This window comes from Pseudomonas sp. H9, from assembly GCF_004353925.1.
In the GTDB taxonomy this organism is placed as follows: domain Bacteria; phylum Pseudomonadota; class Gammaproteobacteria; order Pseudomonadales; family Pseudomonadaceae; genus Aquipseudomonas.
In genome coordinates this window covers 1-21,002 of sequence record NZ_SMOK01000047.1, presented here as the reverse complement: position 1 = coordinate 21,002, position 21,002 = coordinate 1, and the positions used below count along the sequence as shown (strand labels likewise).

Sequence of the window (21,002 nt, the reverse complement as noted above, 5' to 3'; positions counted from 1 at the left end):
TGAGCACCTTTCCTTCGTGAGCCAAGTCCATGCCGTTCGACACTGCTTCGCAACCCTTGTCTTTACCCCGCTGGCGCAGCCTTCATGCCGATGAAGGTGATTGCCACCTGAGCCTTGTATTGGAAGGCCGTCCGTTGATTCGCGTACGCCTGACGCGCGGCGAAACCTTGCATGTTCACCTTGAAGAGCTTGCCCAGGAGCGCGCGCAGCAGGCTCTGTGGGCGGCGTGCTATTGGCTGTTCGCCCGAGACCCGGCTTGTCAGCGGCTGACCTGGCACCTGAACACAGCACCGACTGATGTGCTGCTCAGCGGTTTGTTGGTGGCTCAAGCCGAGGCCGGTGTGTATCACTGTGAGCGGACGCAATTCTGGCAATTGCCGCAGCCTTGGTTGGGCCAGGCCTATGCAGGTGTTTATCCACAACAGATGCAAATGACGGAGGGTAAACGCCACCCGCGCCGGGCACCGAAACCGCGTGGGGAGGTCTACCGGCGTTTCGATGCCCGCCTGGGCGCCTGGGTGTCGCTGCGCACCTTGGAAATCGACAGCGACCTGGAGCGCTTCAACCGCTGGCAGAACAACCCGCGGGTGCTGAACTTCTGGCAGGAGGGCGGCAGCCTGGAACAACACCGCGAATACCTGAGCAAGCTGCAGGCCGACCCGCACAGTTTGACCTTGATCGGTTGTTTCGACGACCAGCCCTTTGCCTATTTCGAAGCCTACTGGGCCAAGGAAGATCGCATCGCGCCGTTTTACCCGGTCGACGATTATGACCGTGGCATTCACATGCTGGTCGGCGAAGAGCATCACCGCGGCCCGCACAAAGTCGCCAGTTGGCTGTCAGCCCTGGTGCACTACCTGTTTCTTGATGACCCGCGCACCCAGCGAGTGGTGGCCGAGCCGCGCGCTGACAACAGCAAAATGATCGGCTACATGCACGACCAGTGTTTTCACTGCGAAAAGGAATTCGACTTTCCACACAAGCGAGCGGCCTTGATGCTGCTGGGGCGTGAGCGCTTTTTTGATGGTTGCAAGCTCGCCTAAGGGCGAGCAGTCACAAGTTTAAAGCTGCAAGCTGCAAGCGGAGTACACGCTACTTGCAGCTTGCAGCTCTCAAGCCTTCTGACTTGAGACCTTGCGACAATGAACCATGGCATCGCGGATCATGAAGTTGACCAGTGTGGGCGAAACACCGAGTTCTTTGGCAATGTCTTTTTGTGCAACGCCATGCAGGCGGTACATCTCGAAGGCATAACGGGTGCGCTGTGGCAGCTCGTTCAAGGCGTCGGCGATGTGTTCGAGGGTGGCGAAGTTGATGTGCGCAGCCTCTGGTGAGGCGCCATGAACCACCACGTTCAAGCCTTCTTCTTCGCTGCCTGAGTACTTCAGCTCCATCGACTGCTTGCGGTAGTGATCGATGGCCAGGTTGCGCACGATCTGAAACAAGTAGCTCAGTTGAGCCTTGAACGAGGAGGTGATGTTCGGCGCGGAGCCCAGCCGAAAGAAGGCGTCTTGCACTACATCTTCAGCGCGGGAGCGACAGCCGGTAATGCGGGCAGCGATCTTGACCAGAATGCTGCGGTTGTCGACAAACGCCTTGAGTAACGGTGAATCGCACTTACTTGTGGATAGCTGTTCCGCCATGGAAATCACCTTGTCTCGAAGAGGGAGGGGAAGCGCTCCTGGGCTGGAGGCTGGCTGCGACGAGCGACAAATTATTCGTAATGATAATTATTGTCAAATGTGAAAAGTAATGAGTATCAAGATATTTTGGTTATAAGCCTCAGGCTGTGACGCACTTCAAAAATCACTCGTTTGCGGTAGGAGCGGGCTTGCCCCGCGATGCGGTGTGCCAGGCAACCCGCAATCGCGGGGCAACCCCGCTCCTACAAAAATCCGTCGTTTCCCGGCAATCGGAGAAGCATCTAATTATTTGCGCGGGCCATCCGTTCCTCTGAGTACATCCCCCGGTGCCCGACACGCGCCAGCTGCGACCGAGTACCGGTCCGCGCCCCTGTCGAGCCCTGATTTCACGTACAGACTCTGGCAGGAACCTTCCCATGACGGACGCCTTCGAACTCCCGGTTACGCTGGTCCAGGCACTGGCACAACGTGCGGCGCATACCCCGGAGCGGGTTGCCTTGCGCTTTCTGGCCGACGACCCGCAAGAGCAAGCCGTGCTCACCTACCGGGAGCTGGATCTGCGTGCGCGTACTATCGCTGGTGCTTTGCAGGCGCGTACCGAGTTTGGCGACCGGGCCATTTTGCTATTCCCCAGCGGCCCGGATTACGTCGCGGCGTTTTTTGGCTGCCTGTACGCCGGTGTGATTGCCGTGCCGGCCTATCCGCCGGAGTCTTCGCGTCGACATCACCAGGAGCGTTTGCTATCGATCATCGATGACGCCGAGCCGCGTCTGTTGCTGACCACCCGTGCCTTGCACGACAGCCTGCAGTCCCTTGAAGTGCTGGCCGTGGACACGGCACCGCAATTGCTGGCGGTCGATGGTCTGAACACGACGTTGGCCGATGCCTGGCAACTTCCCACGCTGCACGCCGATGACATTGCCTTCTTGCAGTACACCTCTGGGTCTACCGCGTTGCCCAAAGGCGTGCAGGTCAGCCACGGCAATCTGGTGGCCAATGAGGTGCTGATTCGTCAGGGGTTCGGTATCGACCTGAACCCGGACGATGTCATCGTCAGCTGGTTGCCGCTGTATCACGACATGGGCCTGATCGGTGGTTTGCTGCAGCCAATCTTCAGCGGCGTGCCGTGCGTGCTGATGGCGCCGGCCTACTTCCTCGCCCGTCCGCAACGCTGGTTGCAGGCGATCAGCGAGCATGGCGGTACCATCAGTGGTGGCCCCGACTTCGCCTACCGCCTGTGCACAGAGCGGGTCAGCGAAGCTGCGCTGGGCAACCTCGACCTGAGCCGTTGGCGTGTGGCGTACTCCGGCTCTGAGCCGATTCGCCAAGACAGCTTGCATGCCTTTGCGGAAAAATTTGCTGGCTGTGGCTTTACCGCCGACAGCTTCTTCGCCAGCTATGGCCTGGCCGAGGCGACGCTGTTTGTCAGCGGTAGCCAACGTGGCCAAGGCATTGCTGCGCTGACGCTGGATGCCGGTGCATTGGCCCGCAACAGCGCCGAACCGGGCCGGGACACGGTGCAGATGAGCTGTGGACGCAGCCAGCCCGAGCACGGTGTGCAGATCGTCGACCCACAACAGCTGACGGTACTGGCAGATAATCAGGTCGGTGAGATCTGGGCCTGTGGCCCGAGCATTGCCAAAGGCTACTGGCGTAACCCGCAAGCCACAGCGCGGACTTTTGTCGAACACGGCGGGCAGACCTGGTTGCGCACCGGTGACCTGGGCTTTGTGCGTGAGGGTGAGCTGTTCGTGACCGGTCGGCTCAAGGATATGCTGATTGTCCGCGGCCACAACCTTTACCCGCAGGATCTGGAGAAGACCCTGGAGCGTGAAGTCGAAGGCTTGCGCAAGGGGCGCGTGGCGGTGTTTGCCGTCGATGACCAGGGTGAGGAGGGCATCGGTGTTGCCGTTGAGATCAGCCGCAATGTGCAGAGGGTGCTCGCCCCGGCAACGCTGATCAAAGGCGTGCGTCAGGTGATTGCCGATGCCTGTCAGCAAGCCCCGGCCGTGGTCTTGTTGCTCAATCCGGGGGCGCTGCCGAAAACCTCCAGTGGCAAATTGCAGCGCTCGGCCTGTCGTCTGCGGATGCATGACGGCAGCCTGGATTGCTACGCGCGTTTCCCGGATGCCGTGCCAGCCCAGGCGGTTGTTGCCAGCTCGCAAGACGAGCCGTTGCACCGTCTGGTTTCGCGTTTGTGGTGCGAGCAACTGGGCGTAGCCCAGGTGGCTCTGGATGATCACTTCTTCTTGCTGGGCGGCAACTCGGTGGCCGCCACCCAGCTTACTGCGCGGCTGAACGATGAACTGAGCTTGCACCTGAGCGTGCGGGTGTTGTTTGAAGCGCCGGTGCTGGGCGATTTTTGTGCGGCACTGGCTGCCGCGCAGCGGAGCGGCATTGCCAACCGGGCGATTCAGACCGTTACACGTGCCCAGGCCGTGCCGCAGTCGCTGGCACAGAACCGCCTGTGGCTGCTGTGGCAACTGGAGTCGCACAGTGCGGCCTACAACATTCCGGGGGCGCTGCGTTTGCGCGGCGAGCTGGACGCGGATGCCCTGCAATCCAGCTTCCAGGCTCTGGTTGCACGGCATGAATCGCTGCGCACGGTGTTCTTCGAAGAGCAGGGGCAGGCATTGCAGCGCATCCTGCCTACGCTGGCGTTGGCTGTGCAGCACGTGGACCTGAGCGATGTTGACAGCGCAGAAGTGGAGGCACGACGCGAAGCCGAAGCGCGGCAGCCGTTTGATTTGCAGTTCGGCCCCCTGTTGCGTGTGACGCTGGTTCGACTCGACAGCGAGGAGCATCAGCTGTGGGTGACTTTGCACCACATCATCGCCGATGGCTGGTCGATGAATATCCTCATCGACGAGTTCTCGCGCCTGTATGCCGCCCACAGTCAGGGCCAGCAAGTCGAGTTGCCAGCGTTGACTCTGGGCTATGCCGACTACGGCAGTTGGCAGCGGCAGTGGCTGGCCGACGGCGAAGCCGCGCGGCAATTGCAGTACTGGCAAGCGCAACTGGGGGACGAGCACCCGGTGCTCGACCTGGCCACCGACTACCCGCGCGCCAGCCAGTTGCACAAATCGGCGGCACGCCTGAGCCTGCGCGTGCCGGCAGCGCTTACCGATGCACTGCGCAGCACGGCTCGTCAGCACGACAGCACGCTGTTCATGCTCTTGCTGGCGGGCTTCCAGAGTGTGTTACATCGCTACAGCGGGCAAACCGACATTCGTGTCGGGGTACCGAATGCCAACCGTCCGCGCCTGGAAACCCAAAGCCTGGTCGGCTTCTTTATCAACACCCAGGTACTGCGGGCTCAGCTCAACGCGCGTTTACCGTTTGTTGAACTGCTGGCTCAGGTGCGCCAGGCCACGGTGCAGGCGCAAGCCCATCAGGACCTACCGTTCGAACAGTTGCTCGCAGCTTTCCCAGAGGCCCGTGAGCAGGGGCTGTTCCAGGTCATGTTCAACCACCAGCAACGTGACCTGAGTGCACTGCGCCGCCTGCCGGGGTTGTTGGCTGAAGAACTGCCGTGGCACAGCCGCGAGGCCAAGTTCGACCTGCAACTGCACAGTGAGGAAGATCACCAGGGGCGTTTGACGCTTGCGTTCGATTACGCCAGCGAACTGTTCGACGCGGCGACGGTGCAGCGTCTGGCCGCAGGCTTACTCAGCGTACTGGAGCAGGTCTGCGCAGCACCGACGATGTTGATCGGTGATGTGCAACTGCTCGACGATAAGGCACGTGAACAGCTGCAGCAGTGGGGGCAGGCGCCTGCGCCGCAGGCCCGACAGTGGCTGGTCGAGCAACTCAATGAGCAGGCACGGTTGACGCCGCAGCGCACAGCGCTGCGCTGGGACGGCGGCTCACTCGACTACGCCAGCTTACACCAGCAGGCCAACCGCCTGGCCCATTACCTGCGTGACAAAGGTGTCGGCCCGGACGTGTGTGTGGCGATTGCCGCCGAGCGTTCACCGCAGTTGCTGATTGGCATACTGGCGATTCTCAAGGCCGGCGGGGCTTACGTGCCGCTGGACACCGACTACCCACGCGAGCGCCTTGCCTACATGCTGGCTGACTGTGGCGCGAACCTGTTACTCAGCCACAGCGATGTGCTGGAGCGCTTGCCGCAGGTGGAGGGTGTCAGCGGCATCGCCATGGACCGGCTCAAACTCGACAGCTGGCCGTGCCAGCCGCCGGGCCTGCACCTGCACGGCGATAATCTCGCTTATGTGATCTATACCTCGGGTTCGACCGGGCAACCCAAAGGCGTGGGCAACACCCATGCGGCACTGGCCGAGCGCCTGCAGTGGATGCAGGCGCAGTACGCGTTGGATGAGCACGATGTGCTGATGCAGAAAGCGCCGATCAGTTTCGATGTGTCGGTGTGGGAGTGCTTCTGGCCGCTGGTGACCGGCTGCAGCCTGGTGCTGGCCGGCCCGGGCGAACATCGCGATCCACAACGTATCGCGGCGCTGGTACGCGAGCATGGAGTGACCACTTTGCACTTCGTGCCGGCCCTGTTGCAGGTGTTCATTCAAGAGCCACTGGCAGCACGGTGCAGCAGCCTGCGGCGTTTGTTCAGCGGTGGGGAGGCGTTGTCAGCAGCGCTGCGGGACCGGGTGTTGAGCGTGTTGCCGCAGGTGGCCTTGCACAACCGTTATGGCCCGACCGAAACCGCTATCAACGTGACCCATTGGCAGTGCGCCGAGGCCGATGGCGCGCGCTCGCCGATTGGCCGGCCGTTGGCCAACGTCGAGTGCCAGGTGCTTGATGCTCAGTTGCAGCTCAGCGCGCCTGGTGTACCGGGTGAGTTGTACCTGGGAGGTGTCGGCGTGGCGCGCGGCTACCTGGGGCGCCCCGGGCTGACTGCTGAACGTTTTATCCCGCATCCGCAAGGCAATGGCCAGCGGCTGTACCGCAGTGGCGACCGTGCACGCTGGGTGGCGTCTCTGGGCGCCCTGGAATACCTCGGGCGTCTTGACCAGCAAGTGAAGCTGCGCGGCTTTCGCGTGGAGCCGGAAGAAGTCGAAGCCTGCTTGCTGAGCCAGCCGAGCGTTACCCAGGCGTTGGTAGTGATTCGCCAGACAGTCGCCGGTGCGCAATTGGTCGGCTATTACAGCGGAGTGGAAAACAACGACGGGCTGATGACCGCACTGGGCGAGCAATTACCGGCCTATATGGTGCCAGCACTGTTGATGCACCTGGCGCAGATGCCTTTGGGCCCAAGCGGCAAGATTGATCGCAAGGCGCTACCGGAGCCGGTGTGGGCCACCCGTACGCACATCGAACCGAGCACGGCGTTGCAACAGCAGATCGCCACGATCTGGCGCGAAGTGCTGGGGTTGCAGCAGGTCGGCTTGCAAGATGATTTCTTCGCCCTCGGTGGCCACTCGCTGTTGGCGACCCAGATCATTTCCCGCACGCGCCAGGCATGCAATGTCGAGTTGCCGTTGCGGGTGTTGTTCGAGGCCAGTGAGCTCGGTGCATTTGCCCATGAGGTCGAACGCATTCAACACAGTGGCGCGCATAACCTGCAAGGCGAAATCGCCCGCATCGATCGGCGCCAGGCCGTGCCGTTGTCGTTTTCCCAGCAACGCATGTGGTTCCTCTGGCAGATGGAACCAGACAGCCCGGCCTACAACGTCGGCGGCATGGCGCGCCTGCGCGGGGTGCTGGATGTCAGCCGCTTCGAACAGGCGTTGCAAGCCCTGATCGTGCGCCATGAAACCCTGCGCACCACGTTCCCGAGCATCGACGGTGTGCCGTACCAGTGCGTGAACAGTGACAGCACGCTGCAGATGGACTGGCAGGATTTTTCCGCCGACACCCCCGCTGCACGCGAACAGCGGCTACAGGCTTTTGCCGATGAGCAAGCGCATCAGCCGTTCGACCTGGAGCGCGGCCCATTGCTGCGTGCCTGCCTGGTCAAGGCGGCGGAGCACGAACACTACTTCGTGCTGACGCTGCACCACATCGTCACCGAAGGCTGGGCCATGGACATCTTCGCCCGTGAACTGGGCGAACTCTATGAAGCCTTTGTCGATGAGCGCGACTCTCCGCTGCAACCCTTGCCGGTGCAGTACTTGGATTACAGCGTTTGGCAGCGGCAATGGCTGGAGGGTGGCGAAGGGCAGCGCCAGCTGGCGTACTGGCAGGCCAAACTGGGTGACGAGCATCCGGTGCTGGAACTGCCTGCTGACCGGCCTCGGCCCGCAGTGCAAAGCCACCGTGGCGAACTCTACCGTTTTGACCTGAGTCCACAACTGGCAGCACGGGTGCGGGCGTTCAATGCCGAGCGCGGCCTGACCTTGTTCATGACCATGACCGCGACCCTGGCGGTGCTGCTCTATCGCTACAGCGGCCAACACGACCTGCGCATCGGCGCGCCAGTGGCCAACCGCATCCGCCCGGAAAGCGAAGGGCTGATTGGAGCCTTCCTCAACACCCAGGTATTGCGTTGCCAGCTCGATGGGCAGATGCGCGTTGCCCAGCTGATCGATCAGGTGCGCCAGACTGTGATCGAAGGTCAGTCCCATCAAGACCTGCCGTTCGATCACTTGGTCGAAGCCCTGCAGCCGGCGCGCAGCAGCGCTTACAACCCGCTGTTCCAAGTGATGTGCAACGTACAACGCTGGGAGTTCCAGCAGAGCCGACAACTGTCGGGTATGCAGGTCGACTATCTGGTCAACGATGCCCGCGCGACCAAGTTCGACCTCAACCTTGAGGTCACTGATCTGGACCGCCGACTGGGTTGCTGCCTGACCTACAGCTGCGACTTGTTCGACGAACCGCGAATCGCCCGGATGGCCAAGCATTGGCAGCAATTGCTGGCGGCCATGCTCGACAACCCTGAGCAGCGGTTGTGCGAGCTGCCGATGCTGGCCAGCGATGAACAGCAGCAGTTGCGCAACAGCCTTGTCGGAGAGCGTGAGGTCGATCTGGTGCAGACCATTGAAGGTCTGTTCAGCGCGCAAGCGGCGCGCCAACCGCAGGCGCTGGCGTTGACCTTTGCCGGCCAGCACCTGAGCTACGCCGAGCTGGACGCCCGCGCCAACCAACTGGCGTGGGTTCTGCGTGAACGCGGTGTCGGCCCGCAGGTGCGAGTGGGCCTGGCCCTGGAACGCTCGCTGGAGATGGTGGTGGGGCTGCTGGCGATTCTCAAGGCCGGCGGCGCCTATGTGCCGCTCGACCCGGAATACCCGCTTGAACGCTTGTACTACATGATCGAAGACAGCGGCATCAGCATCTTGTTGGGCCAGCGCAGCTTGTTCGAGGCATTGGGCGAATTGCCCGCTCAGGTGACGCGATGGTGCCTGGAAGACGACGGCCCGGCGCTGGTCGCAGTGAGCCGCGAGCCACTGGCTGACGTGAGCCTGCCAGGGCATCAGGCCTATTTGATCTACACCTCCGGCTCTACCGGCAACCCCAAGGGTGTGGTGGTCAGCCGCGGCGAAATCGCCATGCACTGCCAGGCGGTAATCGAACGCTTCGGTATGCGCAGCGACGACTGTGAGCTGCATTTTTACTCGATCAACTTCGACGCTGCCACCGAGCGCCTATTGGTGCCGTTGCTGTGTGGCGCACGGGTGGTATTGCGTGCGCAGGGGCAATGGGGGGCGGAAGAAATCTGCAGCCTGATTCGCGAGCAACAGGTGTCGATCCTCGGCTTTACCCCAAGCTATGGCAGCCAGCTGGCGCAGTGGCTGGCCAGCCGCAGCGAGACCCTGCCGGTGCGCTTGTGCATCACCGGGGGGGAGGCGTTGACCGGCGAGCACCTGCAACGAATTCGCCAGGCCTTTGCGCCGCAGCAGTTCTTCAATGCCTACGGGCCGACGGAAACCGTGGTCATGCCGCTGGCGTGCCTGGCGCCAGCGCAACTGCCCGCAGGGGCTGCCAGTGTGCCAATTGGCAGTGTCGTCGGCGCGCGGGAGGCTTACATTCTGGATGCCGACCTGGCGCTGTTGCCGCAGGGTGGCGTGGGTGAGTTGTACATCGGCGGTGCAGGGCTGGCTCAGGGTTACCATGAGCGGCCGGGGCTGAGCGCAGAACGTTTCGTCGCCGATCCGTTCAGCCAGAGCGGCGGGCGTCTCTACCGCACCGGCGACCTGGTGCGTCAGCGTGATGACGGCCTGGTCGAGTACGTGGGCCGAATCGACCACCAAGTGAAAATTCGCGGTTTCCGCATTGAACTGGGCGAAATCGAAACGCGCCTGCTGGAGCACCCGGCGATCCGTGAAGCGGTGGTGCTAGCGCTGGACATGCCGGGTGGTAAACAACTGGCCGCCTATCTGGTGTGCGACCAGGCGCAGGCCGAGGCCAGCGTACAGGCTGCGCTGCGAGATGCACTCAAGGCGCAACTGCGCCTGCACCTGCCGGACTACATGGTGCCGACCCACTTGCTGTTGCTTGAGCAGATGCCACTGACTGGCAACGGCAAGCTTGACCGTCGGGCCCTGCCAATGCCGGATCTGGAGCACGGGCGTGAACGCTATGAAGCGCCGCGTAACGACCTGGAGCAGCAACTGGCCGAGCTCTGGCGCGACGTGTTGAACGTGGCGCGGGTTGGTGTACAGGACAACTTCTTCGAGCTGGGTGGCGACTCTATTCTGTCGATCCAAGTGGTCAGCCGTGCGCGTCAGGCGGGGCTGCATTTCACCCCACGCGATCTGTTCCAGCACCAGACCATCCAGACTCTGGCCACTGTGGTGAGCCGCAGTGATAACAGTCAGGTCGATCAAGGGCCGTTAAGCGGTCGCGCCGCGCTGACACCCATTCAGCACTGGTTTTTCGACAGCGATGTCGCGCAACCGCAGCACTGGAACCAGGCGGTATTGCTGGCACCGGTCGAACGGTTGAGCGCCAAGGCGCTGGAGCAGGCTATGCAACAGCTGGTCACGCACCATGATGTGCTGCGCCTGCGCTTTAGCCAGCAGCAAGGGCAGTGGCAGGGCGATTATGTGCAGGGCGACAGCCGTGAGTTGCTCTGGCAGGTGTCGGTCAACAGCTTTGCCGACTGCCAGCCGCTGTTCAGCGATGTGCAGCGTAGCCTCGACCTGCACAACGGCCCGTTGCTGCGAGCCTTGCTCGTCGAAGATGCCGAGGGTCGGCAGCGGTTGTTGCTGGCGATCCATCACTTGGTGGTGGATGGTGTGTCGTGGCGCGTACTGCTCGAAGACCTGCAAGCGCTTTATCGCGGCCAGAGCGTGGCCGCTAAAACCCGCGCGGCCAGTGATTGGGCAACGCGCCTGCAGGCCTATGCCAGCAGCGACTCGTTGCGTGAGGAACAACACTGGTGGCAGGCGCAATTGAGCACCGCGCACCGCGAGCTGCCGTGCGATCACCCGCAAGGGGCGAACTTGCACAAGCAAGCGCAGACCTTCAGCGTGCGCCTGGACAGCGGGCAAACCCGGCAATTGCTCAAGCAAGCCCCGGCGGCCTATCACACCCAGGTCAACGACCTGTTGCTGACCGCCCTGGCGCGCGTGCTGTGCCGCTGGAGTGGCGATACGTCGGTGTTGGTGCAACTGGAAGGTCATGGCCGCGAAAACCTGTTCGACGACATGGACCTGACCCGCAGCGTCGGCTGGTTCACCAGTGCTTACCCACTAAGCCTGAGCCCTGTACTTGATGCCGGTACCGCCGGGCAGGCGGCATCGATCAAGGCGATCAAGGAGCAATTGCGTCAGGTGCCGCACAAAGGTCTGGGTTATGGCGTGTTGCGCTACCTGGCGGATGCTGGCGTGCGTGAACGCATGGCGGCTTTGCCGCAGGCGCGAATCACCTTTAACTACCTGGGCCAGTTCGACCAGCAGTTCCAGGCCGATGCCCTGTTCCAGCCCGTGGACGAGCCGGTAGGCGAGGCCCATGACCAAGACGCGCCGCTGCCCAACTGGTTGAGTGTCGATGGCCAAGTGTTCGCCGGTGAACTGCAACTGCGTTGGACCTTCAGCCGCGAGCGCTACAACGCACGTACCATCGAGCAGTTGGCTGAGGCTTACAAGGCCGAACTGCTGGGGCTGATCGAGCATTGCCTGACGCCGGGCAACGGTAGCTTCACGCCCTCGGATTTCCCGCTGGCGCACCTGACCCAGGAGCAAATCGACAGCCTGCCAGTACCGGCGGCGCAGATCGAAGACGTCTACCCGCTGACACCGATGCAAGAAGGGTTGCTGCTGCATACCTTGCTTGAACCCGGCACCGGCATCTATTACATGCAGGACCGTTACCGTATCAACAGCGCCTTGGATCGGGAGCGCTTTGCCCAGGCATGGCAGACTGTAGTGGCCCGCCATGAGGCATTGCGTGCTTCCTTCAGCTGGAACGCTGGCGAGGCCATGCTGCAGATTATCCATAAGCCGGGCAGCACTGAGCTGGACTACCTCGACTGGGCCGACCTTGCTGAAGACGAGCAAGAGGCGCGCCTGCAGGCCTTGCACAAGCAGGAGCGCGAAGCCGGTTTTGATCTGTTGCAGCAGGCGCCGTTCCACCTGCGTCTGATTCGGGTGGGTGCCGACCGCTACTGGTTCATGATGAGCAACCACCACATCCTCATTGATGCCTGGTGCCGCTCATTGCTGATGAACGATTTCTTCGAACTGTACATGGCCCTCGGCGAAGGCCGCGAAGCGCAGTTGCCGGTGCCGCCGCGTTACCGCGACTACATAAGCTGGCTGCAGCACCAGGACCTGGACGCCGCACGTCAGTGGTGGCGCGACAACTTGCAAGGCTTTGAACGCAGCACCGCAGTGCCCAGCGACCGGCCACTGTTGCGTGACCATGGTGGCGAAAATGCCGGGATGATTGTCGGTGACTGTTACACCCGTCTTGAGGTCAGCGACGGGGCGCGCCTGCGTGAGTTGGCCCAGGCCCATCAGTTGACCATCAACACCTTTGCCCAGGCGGCGTGGGCGTTGGTGTTGAGCCGTTACAGCGGTGAACGCGACGTACTGTTCGGGGTGACCGTTGCCGGTCGGCCGGTGAGTATGCCGCACATGCAGCGCACGGTCGGGCTGTTCATCAACAGTATCGCCTTGCGGGTGAAACTGCCGGCAGCCGGTGAGCGTTGCTCGGTGCAGCAATGGCTCAAAGGTTTGCTCGACCTCAACATGCAACTGCGCGAGTACGAGTACCTGCCGCTGGTGAGCATCCAGGAGTGTAGCGAGCTGCCTAAAGGCCAGCCGCTGTTCGACAGCTTGTTTGTGTTCGAAAACGCGCCGGTAGAAGTGGCGGTACTGGACCGGGCGCAAAGCCTGAATGCCAGCTCCGACTCTGGCCGGACCCACACCAACTTCCCGTTGACTGCGGTCTGCTACCCAGGGGATGACCTGGGGCTGCACCTGTCGTTCGATCAGCGCTATTTCGAGACCGCGACTGTTGAACGCTTGCTAGCCGAGTTCAAGCGCTTGCTGCTGGCCCTGGCCGATGGCTTCCACGGTGACATGAGCGCGCTGCCGCTGTTGGGTGAACAAGAACGCCAATTCCTGCTGCAAGGCTGCAACCACAGTGAGCGGGTGTATCCACTGGAACAGAGTTATGTGCAGCAGTTCGAGGCGCAGGTTGCTGTCCAACCGCAACGCACCGTAGCGCGCTGCCTTGAGCGGTCGCTCAGCTATGCGCAACTTAACGCGCAGGCTAACCGTCTGGGGCATGCCCTGGTGGCTGCCGGGGTGAGCGTCGACCAGCCGGTCGCGCTGCTGGCCGAGCGTGATTTGCCGTTGTTGGGCATGATCATCGGCAGCTTCAAGGCTGGCGCCGGTTACTTGCCGCTCGACCCGGGCCTGCCGACAGCACGTCTGCAACGTATTGTTGAACTCAGCCGCACGCCGGTGCTGGTGTGCAGCCAGGCGTGTGCCGAGCAAGGGCGGGCGCTGCTCGATGAGCTTCCCTGTGCGGGGCGCCCGAAGTTACTGATTTGGGAGCATGTGCAGGGCGGCGAGTGGCCTGAGACCAATCCGGGTATCTACAGCGCGCCTGACAACCTCGCCTACGTGATTTACACCTCTGGTTCCACCGGCTTGCCGAAGGGGGTGATGGTCGAACAGCGCGGCATGCTCAACAACCAGCTGAGCAAGGTGCCGTACCTGCAACTGAGCGAGCAGGATGTGATCGCCCAGACGGCCTCGCAGAGCTTCGATATTTCGGTTTGGCAGTTCCTGGCCGCGCCGTTGTTCGCAGCGCAGGTGGTGATTGTGCCGAATGCGATTGCCCATGATCCGCAGGGCTTGCTTGAGCATGTTCAGGCCTGTGGTATCACGGTGCTGGAGAGCGTGCCGTCACTGATTCAGGGCATGCTTGCCAATGAGCATCAACAACTGGATGGTTTGCGTTGGATGTTGCCTACGGGGGAGGCGATGCCACCGGAACTGGCTTCGCAATGGTTACAACGTTATCCACAGATTGGCCTGGTCAATGCCTATGGGCCGGCTGAGTGCTCCGATGATGTGGCGTTTTTCCGCGTCGATGCGGCCTCGACCCGTGGCAGCTACCTGCCTATCGGTACGCCAACCGACAACAACCGTCTGTACCTGCTCGGTGAAGATCAGGAACTGGTGCCGCTGGGCGCTGTGGGTGAATTGTGTGTGGCTGGCACCGGCGTGGGCCGTGGTTATGTCGGCGATCCGCTGCGCACCGCGCAGGCGTTCATTCCGCATCCGTTCGGGGCGCCGGGCGAGCGGCTGTACCGCACCGGTGACCTGGCACGGCGACGGCTGGACGGGGTGCTCGAGTACGTCGGGCGCATTGACCATCAAGTGAAAATCCGTGGTTACCGCATCGAGCTGGGTGAGATCGAAGCGCGGTTGCACGAGCAGGCTGAGGTGCGCGATGCGGCGGTGGGCGTGCAAGAAGGCGCCAACGGTAAACACCTGGTGGGCTATCTGGTGGCCAGTGATGCAAGCGCGGATACTGATGCCTTGCTCGAACGGATCAAGCAGCGCCTGCGCGCTGAGTTGCCCGAGTACATGGTGCCGTTGCACTGGGCCTGGCTCAAACAATTGCCGCTTAATGCCAACGGCAAACTCGACCGCAAGGCCTTGCCGACAATTGACTTCAGCACTGCGCAACGCCAGGACTACCTGGCGCCGCGCAGCGAGCTGGAGCTGACCCTGGCCACGATCTGGGCCGAGGTGCTCAAGGTCGAGCGGGTTGGGGTGTGCGACAACTTCTTCGAGTTGGGCGGGCATTCGCTGCTGGCCACCCAGATTGCTTCACGGGTGCAGAAGGCGCTGCAACTGAACGTGCCGTTGCGAGCCATGTTCGAGTGCAGCACCGTCGAGGAACTGGCGATTTATGTGGAAGGCTTGAAGGCCAACGTGTTGAGCGACGACAAGGTCGACCGGCTCAGTGACCTGATGGCAGAGCTTGAGGCACTGTAGGGCCTGAGTATCACCGTGCGTGCCGCTGTGGCTGGAGGCACGCACGGTCGCTGAGTCAGCGTTTACCCAGAATTTTCCCGAGCATGTCTGGGCGTGGTGCACCTTGCTGCGTCTGCAGTTGTTGCTGCTCGTCCAGATAGAAAATCGCCGGGGTGGCCGACAAGCCCAATTCCTCCATCAGCGCCAGGTTGCTGTCGAGCTTGGCCTGTACGGCTTCTGGAATCTTGTCCAATGCCTTCAGGGTACTGGCTTTGCCGGCGCTCTCGTGTTTCATCAAGGCCTGGACCGGGTCTTTGCTGGCCAGCAACGCCGCCGATTTGCCTGGGCTGTCTTCACGAATGATGCCAACCATGATGTGGCGCAACTGCACCTTGCCTGACTCGACCCACGGCCGCGCCTGCTGCCAGAACATGTTGCAGTACGGGCAGTTCGGGTCGCTGAACAAGTAGACCACGCGCGGGGCGTCAGCTTTGCCGTCGGCAATCCAGGCGGTTTTTTCCATCTTCGCCCAGACTTCCTTGGACATCGGTGCATACACCAGCTTTTGCAGCGGTGCTTCACTCAAGTCTTCGCCTTTCTCATCGAACAGGCTACCAACCAGCACATGCTTGCCATCAGGTGTCAGGTACAGCGCCATGCCGCGGTTCTGGTATTCGGCGGCATAACCGCGCAAGCCATCGGGCGCATCGAAGGTGCCCTTGATTTTTACCCCCTTGGCTTCGATCTGCTGCACGGCTTTGGGCAGCGCTTCGGCCAGGGCGGCTTGGCTGGCCAGCAGGCCGAGGGTGAGGCTCAGTGGCAGTTTCAACAAAGGGTGCATGCGTCGTTCCTTGCAGTGTTGGTGACGGCGGGCGCTGGGGCGCGCTCGAAGGATTCCAGGGCGTGGGTGAGGCTGGCCCGTGACAACTCGCCCAGGTGGCTGCCGACCAGGCGACCGTCGGCGTTGTAGAACAGCGTAGTCGGCAGGGCCATGGAGCCGACTTTCTGCGCCAGTTGCCCAGCGCCGTCAAACAGCACGTGGGACAGGTTCAGGCCGGTGGTGGCAAGAAAGTTACTGACCGTCTGCGGGGTTTCTCCCTGATTGACGAACAGGAAGGTGATATCCGGGTGGTCGTGCTGCGCTTGCTGCAGCACCGGCATTTCCCGTCGGCACGGTGGGCACCAGGTGGCCCACAGGTTGATCACCAGCGGTCGTCCCTGGTAGTCGGTGAGTTGCACAGCCTGGCCGTTGGCTTTGTACAGGCTCACCTCGGGCAGTTGCGTGCCTTGCTCATACAAGTGGCTGGCCAAGCTGCCGAGCGCCCAGAACAGCACGCCACTGAACAGGCCCCAGCCCAGCGGGCGGCGCAGAGTCGGGCGTCGCCAGCCGCGCCACAGGGCGACAATGGCGACCACCAGCAGCCCCGGCCAGAGCAAGAAGCCGCCATCGCGCAGGTCGACGATCTGGATCGGGTCGTCGCGATACATCGGCCAGTAACTGAGCACAAACCCCAGGCGCGCGCCCAGCAGTCCGAGCAAGAACAGGCCGAACAGCACCGATTCAGGGTTGTCGCCCTCGCGCTTGGCCACCCGCCAGCCCACCAGCGTGGCCAGGGTCAGCGCCCCCAGGAGCAGCAGATGATCGACGGCCATGGTCAGCGGCCCGAGGTCTACAGTCAGCATCAGCCTTGACTCCGGGTTTGGGCCCATTGTTCGAGGAAGTTCTTCGCATCGATTTCACCGGTGATGCGCCGGCTGCGCCGCTCGTTGCCTTCTGGGCCGATCCAGATAATGCTCGGCGGGCCGGGCACCTGGTAGCGTTGCATCAACGCGGTGCTGGAGGGAGCATCGGCGGTGACATCCAGGCGGATCAAGCGCACGCCATCAAGCGCTGCCAGTACATCGGCGCGGCCGAACACCTGCTTTTCCATGACCTTGCACGACACACACCAGTCGGCATAGTAGTCGAGCATTACCCACTGGCCCTGCGCTTTGGCAGTGTCCAGTTCACGCTGCAGTTCAGCCGGTTGGGTGACGGTAATGAACGCATCGCTGTGGGCCACGCTGGCAACCGTGGCAGTGCCGGCGCGGAACGGTTGCAACGGTTGCCAGAGGTCGCTGCCGCCAGCGGCAGCGCCGATCACCAGCAGGCTGCCCCAGAACCCGGCCAGCAACGGCAGCGCGCGGATTGGTCGTAGTGCGTGCAGTGCAGGCCACGCCGCCCAGGCCAAGGCGATCAACCAGGCGCCGCCCAGGCCCAGCCACAGCGACGGCTCCAGCACAGTACGCAAGGTGTACAGGGCCATGGCCAGGAAGACAAAGCCAAACAGACCTTTGACCAGGTTCATCCACGGCCCAGGGCGTGGCAGGTAGCGATTGCCCAGGGTTACCAGCAGCAACAGCGGTAAGCCCATGCCCAGGCCGAGGGTGAACAGCACCAGGGCGCCATGGACCGCATTGCCGCTTTGCGCGATATACAGCAGAGCGCCGGCCAGAGGTGCGGTCATGCACGGGCCCATGAGCAAGCCCGAGAGGGCGCCGAGCAGGGCGGCGCCATACAGGTTGCCTCCGCGGGTACCGTGGCCGGCACGTTCCAGGCGGTCGCGCAGCCAGGCGGGCAGCTGCAACTCGAATGCCCCGAACATCGGCAAGGCCAACAAGACAAACAGGCCGGCCAGGGTGCCGAGCAGCCAAGGCTGCTGCAACCAGGCCTGCAGGCTGCTGCCAAGCAAGGCGGCGATCACCCCGAGCGCGGCGTAGACCAAGGCCATACTCAAGATATAAACGCTGGCCAGAAGCCAACCACGGCGGGCGGTGACGCCGTTACCCAACACCAGCCCGGCCAGAATCGGCAGCATGGGCAGCGAACATGGCGTAAAGGCCAGTAGCAGACCGAGGCCGAAGAAGGCCAGCAGGCTCCAGGCCAGGGTCGACTGTTGCAGGCCGCCGGCCAGGGCTTGATCGGCAGCCTGCACATCGGCGGGTGCAGCGACAGGCATGTCGCTCAGGCTGACCAGGTTGGTTTGCGGCGGGTAGCACAACCCGGCATCGGCACAGCCTTGCCAGCCCATGCGCAGTTGGCCGGTGGCGTCGGCTGGCAGTAGCAGTTCCAGTTCACCGCGGTACACCAGGGTGTCGCCGTAGTATTCATCGTGATGGGGCAGGGCTTGCGGCAATGCAGGATGCTGTTCGGCGGGCAGGCCGTCGAACTTCAGGCGCTTCTGATAGAGGTAGTGGCCTTCGGTGATTTTCCAGTGCAGACGCATCTGCCCGGACGCCAGCCGTTCGCTGCTGAACACGAAGGCTTTGTCCACCGGCAGAAAGTCGGTTTGGGCAAAGGGGTTGGCCTGGGAAAGACCGCTGAACAGAAGCATCAGGGCAATTAATAAAGTGCGCATCTCGAAGCCTTGGTAGTGCAGTAAGCGCCTGATCCTGGCCGAGCGCGATTAACCGAGTGTTAACCAAGACGCGTCGGTTGTCGCCCGAACCGCGACGATCCGGCGCTGGCGCGGCATAATCCTGCGTTAATCCGCTTGCGATTCACTGCCACTTTTAGTTGCGAGACCCACCATGCACGTACTGCTCTGCGAGGATGATGACCTGATTGCCAGCGGCATCGCTGCGGGGCTGACCGCTCAGGGAATGACCGTGGACCGGGTGGCCAGCGCCGGAGCGGCTCAGGCCATGTTGCAGGCTGCCAGTTTCGACGTCATGGTGCTGGACCTGGGCTTACCCGATGAAGATGGGCTCAAATTGCTGCAGCGCCTGCGCCAGCAGGGCGAAGTGCTGCCGGTGTTGGTGCTCACCGCTCGCGACGCGGTCACCGACCGGGTCGATGGCCTGCAGGCCGGGGCCGACGATTACCTGCTCAAACCGTTCGACCTGCGTGAGCTGGCCGCGCGCCTGCACACTTTGTTACGCCGCTCGGCCGGGCGCGCGGTCAACATCATTGAGCACGGCCCGCTCAGCTACGACCCCAGCAGCCGCGAAACCTGTCTGGGGGGCGTGCCGGTCGACCTCTCGCGGCGTGAGCAGGCGTTGTTACAGGCACTGTTGCACAACCGTGGTCGGGTGCTGTCCAGTGAACAGCTCAAAGACAGCGTGTACGGCTTCGGTGACGAGGTCGAGAGCAATGCCTTGAACGTGCATATCCATCACCTGCGGCGCAAGCTGGGTAACGGCATTGTCGAAACCGTACGCGGTCTGGGCTATCGCCTGGGGCCTGCACAGCTGCCCGAGGTTGAGTCTCCATGAGTTTGCGTGTACGCCTGACGCTGATCCTCGGCGCCGCCTTTGTGCTGATCTGGGCCCTGGCCGCAGCCTGGATGCTGCGCGACCTACGCTTCCAGATGATGTTCTCCCTCGACCAGCGCCTGGTGGCGTCGGCGCGCATGGTGGCTGGGTTGATCGATCAACTGCCACAACCGCTGGTGGCCAAGGGTGGCGGCACGCAACTGAGTGCCGACCAGCTCAGCGTGCCGGATGGCATGGCCTGTCAGGTCAGCTCGCTGCGTGGCGAGATCATTGCCCGCAACCACAATCAAGAACACAACCTTGAGGATGATCGCAGCGGTTTTCGCGATCAAACCATTGAGGGCGCACGCTGGCGAACCTTTACCTATTACCGTGGTGACGTACGCATTACCACCGCTGACCGTCATCAGGAACGCGAGGCCCTGAACCGTTCGATTCTGCTGGCCGCGTCGGCACCGGTGCTGGTGGCGTTGCTGGGCAGCCTGGGCTTGTTGTGGATTGGCATCGGCAAAGGCCTGGCACCGCTCAACCGCATGCGTGACGCCTTGCGCAGGCGTCGCCCGGACGCCCTTGAACCCTTGCAGGTGCGTGGTTTGCCCAGCGAACTGCAGCCGTTGCAGGACGCCCAGAATCAGCTATTCCTGCGCATTGCCCAGACCATCGAACGCGAGCGTCGTCTCACCGATGACGCCGCCCATGAGCTGCGTACGCCGTTGACTGCGATCAAGACCCACCTGCAAGTGGCACGTATGACCGAGGGGGCCACCCGTGAACAGGCCCTGGAGTGTGCCGAGCAGGGCGCCGACCGCATGCACAAAACTTTGGAGCAACTGCTGCTGTTGGCGCGTGTTGAAGGCAGCCTGTCGTTCGAGGACGGTGTACAGAGCAGTGCCGAACAGGTCGCGCGCCAGGCCATCCAGGACACCGGCCTTGCCGATGCGCAGCGGATCAATCTGCAGTTGGCACCGGACGCGGCCCAGGCTTATCTCGGCATGCCTTCGCCCCTGGCCGTGACTGCCTTGCGCAACCTGTTGGACAACGCCTTGCGCCATACCCGTGGAACCGAGCCGGTGGAGTTGGCGGTGCAGATGGACAAGGGGCAGGTAGCCTTTCTGGTGCGTGACCACGGCCCGGGCATTGCCGAGCAAGACCTTGAACGCCTTACCGAACGCTTCTGGCGCAATGACCAGAGCGGTGGCTGCGGTCTGGGCCTGGCGATTGTCCAAGCCATCGTACAGCGCTGCGCCGGCTCGTTGCGATTCGACAGCCAGAGCGATGGCCTGCGCGTACTCATGCACATCCCCCTGCGCCGGTAGGAGCGGGCTTGCCCCGCGATTACGATGTCACTGACACACCGCAATCGCGGGGCAAGCCCGCTCCCACCAGAATCAGCAAGACAGCTGCTCCAACAGATTAAAAACGCCGCTTTGGCTAAATCCTCGCAACGCTGAAGCTTTCTTTAGCGATAGCATCCGCTTGCTTGCCTGTTGGACAACGCCTTGCGCCATACCCGTCGGTGGGAGCGGGCTTGCCCCGCGATTGCGATTTCACTGACACACCGCAATCGCGGGGCAAGCCCGCTCCCACCAGAATCAGCAAGACTGCTGCTCACACAGATTAAAAACGCCGCTTTGGCTAAATCCTCGCAACGCTGAAGCGTTTTTCAAGCGATAGCATCCGCTTGCTTGCCTGTCGGACAACGCCTTGCACCATGCCCGTCGGTGGGAGCGGGCTTGCCCCGCGATTGCGA

Annotated in this window: 8 protein-coding genes; 4 read left to right on the top strand and 4 right to left on the bottom strand. The window is 62.5% G+C overall.

Annotated features, from left to right (window positions below; genetic code table 11):
• The first annotated feature begins 29 nt into the window (after nucleotides 1-29).
• The gene (locus E1573_RS24860) at nucleotides 30-1,043 is read left to right on the top strand and encodes a GNAT family N-acetyltransferase (RefSeq protein WP_133217194.1); all 1,014 of its coding nucleotides are present in this window, start codon (nucleotides 30-32) and stop codon (nucleotides 1,041-1,043) included.
• Between the two features lie 69 nt (nucleotides 1,044-1,112).
• On the opposite strand, the gene E1573_RS24855 is transcribed toward E1573_RS24860, so the two are convergent.
• Nucleotides 1,113-1,643 carry an RNA polymerase factor sigma-70 gene (locus E1573_RS24855; protein ID WP_133217192.1) on the bottom strand — a complete coding sequence of 177 codons (531 nt, stop codon included), beginning with the start codon at nucleotides 1,641-1,643 and terminating at the stop codon, nucleotides 1,113-1,115.
• Between the two features lie 416 nt (nucleotides 1,644-2,059).
• Here E1573_RS24855 and E1573_RS24850 point away from each other — a divergent pair, with 416 nt between their 5' ends.
• Entirely contained in the window at nucleotides 2,060-15,019 is a 12,960-nt protein-coding gene (locus tag E1573_RS24850; protein WP_133217191.1) for a non-ribosomal peptide synthetase, read from the top strand.
• Between the two features lie 55 nt (nucleotides 15,020-15,074).
• Here the strand turns inward: E1573_RS24850 and dsbG are convergent, their stop codons facing one another.
• From dsbG to dsbD, 3 genes are read right to left on the bottom strand one after another with little or no spacing between them, the layout of a single operon-like run.
• On the bottom strand, nucleotides 15,075-15,839 hold the full coding sequence (dsbG, locus tag E1573_RS24845) for a thiol:disulfide interchange protein DsbG (protein WP_133217190.1): 765 nt from the start codon (nucleotides 15,837-15,839) through the stop codon (nucleotides 15,075-15,077).
• Nucleotides 15,824-16,681: a prolipoprotein diacylglyceryl transferase family protein gene (locus tag E1573_RS24840; protein WP_133217188.1), complete on the bottom strand. Its 858-nt coding sequence runs from the start codon at nucleotides 16,679-16,681 to the stop codon at nucleotides 15,824-15,826. Before E1573_RS24840 ends, dsbG begins: the two co-directional genes overlap by 16 nt.
• Nucleotides 16,681-18,396, bottom strand: coding sequence for a protein-disulfide reductase DsbD (dsbD, locus tag E1573_RS24835; protein ID WP_133217187.1), 1,716 nt, complete (start codon nucleotides 18,394-18,396; stop codon nucleotides 16,681-16,683). The genes E1573_RS24840 and dsbD overlap by 1 nt, the downstream gene beginning before the upstream one ends.
• Nucleotides 18,397-18,568: 172 nt before the next feature.
• Here dsbD and E1573_RS24830 point away from each other — a divergent pair, with 172 nt between their 5' ends.
• Together E1573_RS24830 and E1573_RS24825 are read left to right on the top strand one after the other, a co-directional pair.
• Nucleotides 18,569-19,252 (top strand): response regulator transcription factor, encoded by a 684-nt coding sequence (locus tag E1573_RS24830; RefSeq protein ID WP_133217185.1) that lies wholly within the window; start codon nucleotides 18,569-18,571, stop codon nucleotides 19,250-19,252.
• Entirely contained in the window at nucleotides 19,249-20,568 is a 1,320-nt protein-coding gene (locus tag E1573_RS24825) for an ATP-binding protein (RefSeq protein WP_133217183.1), read from the top strand. Before E1573_RS24830 ends, E1573_RS24825 begins: the two co-directional genes overlap by 4 nt.
• The last annotated feature ends 434 nt before the right edge of the window (nucleotides 20,569-21,002 follow it).

Coding starts and splice junctions, on each gene's coding strand:
- dsbG (WP_133217190.1), bottom strand. CDS start 15,839: ATGCACCCTTTGTTGAAACTGCCACTGAGCCTCACCCTCGGCCTGCTG.
- dsbD (WP_133217187.1), bottom strand. CDS start 18,396: ATGCGCACTTTATTAATTGCCCTGATGCTTCTGTTCAGCGGTCTTTCC.
- E1573_RS24860 (WP_133217194.1), top strand. CDS start 30: ATGCCGTTCGACACTGCTTCGCAACCCTTGTCTTTACCCCGCTGGCGC.
- E1573_RS24855 (WP_133217192.1), bottom strand. CDS start 1,643: ATGGCGGAACAGCTATCCACAAGTAAGTGCGATTCACCGTTACTCAAG.
- E1573_RS24840 (WP_133217188.1), bottom strand. CDS start 16,681: ATGCTGACTGTAGACCTCGGGCCGCTGACCATGGCCGTCGATCATCTG.
- E1573_RS24830 (WP_133217185.1), top strand. CDS start 18,569: ATGCACGTACTGCTCTGCGAGGATGATGACCTGATTGCCAGCGGCATC.
- E1573_RS24825 (WP_133217183.1), top strand. CDS start 19,249: ATGAGTTTGCGTGTACGCCTGACGCTGATCCTCGGCGCCGCCTTTGTG.
- E1573_RS24850 (WP_133217191.1), top strand. CDS start 2,060: ATGACGGACGCCTTCGAACTCCCGGTTACGCTGGTCCAGGCACTGGCA.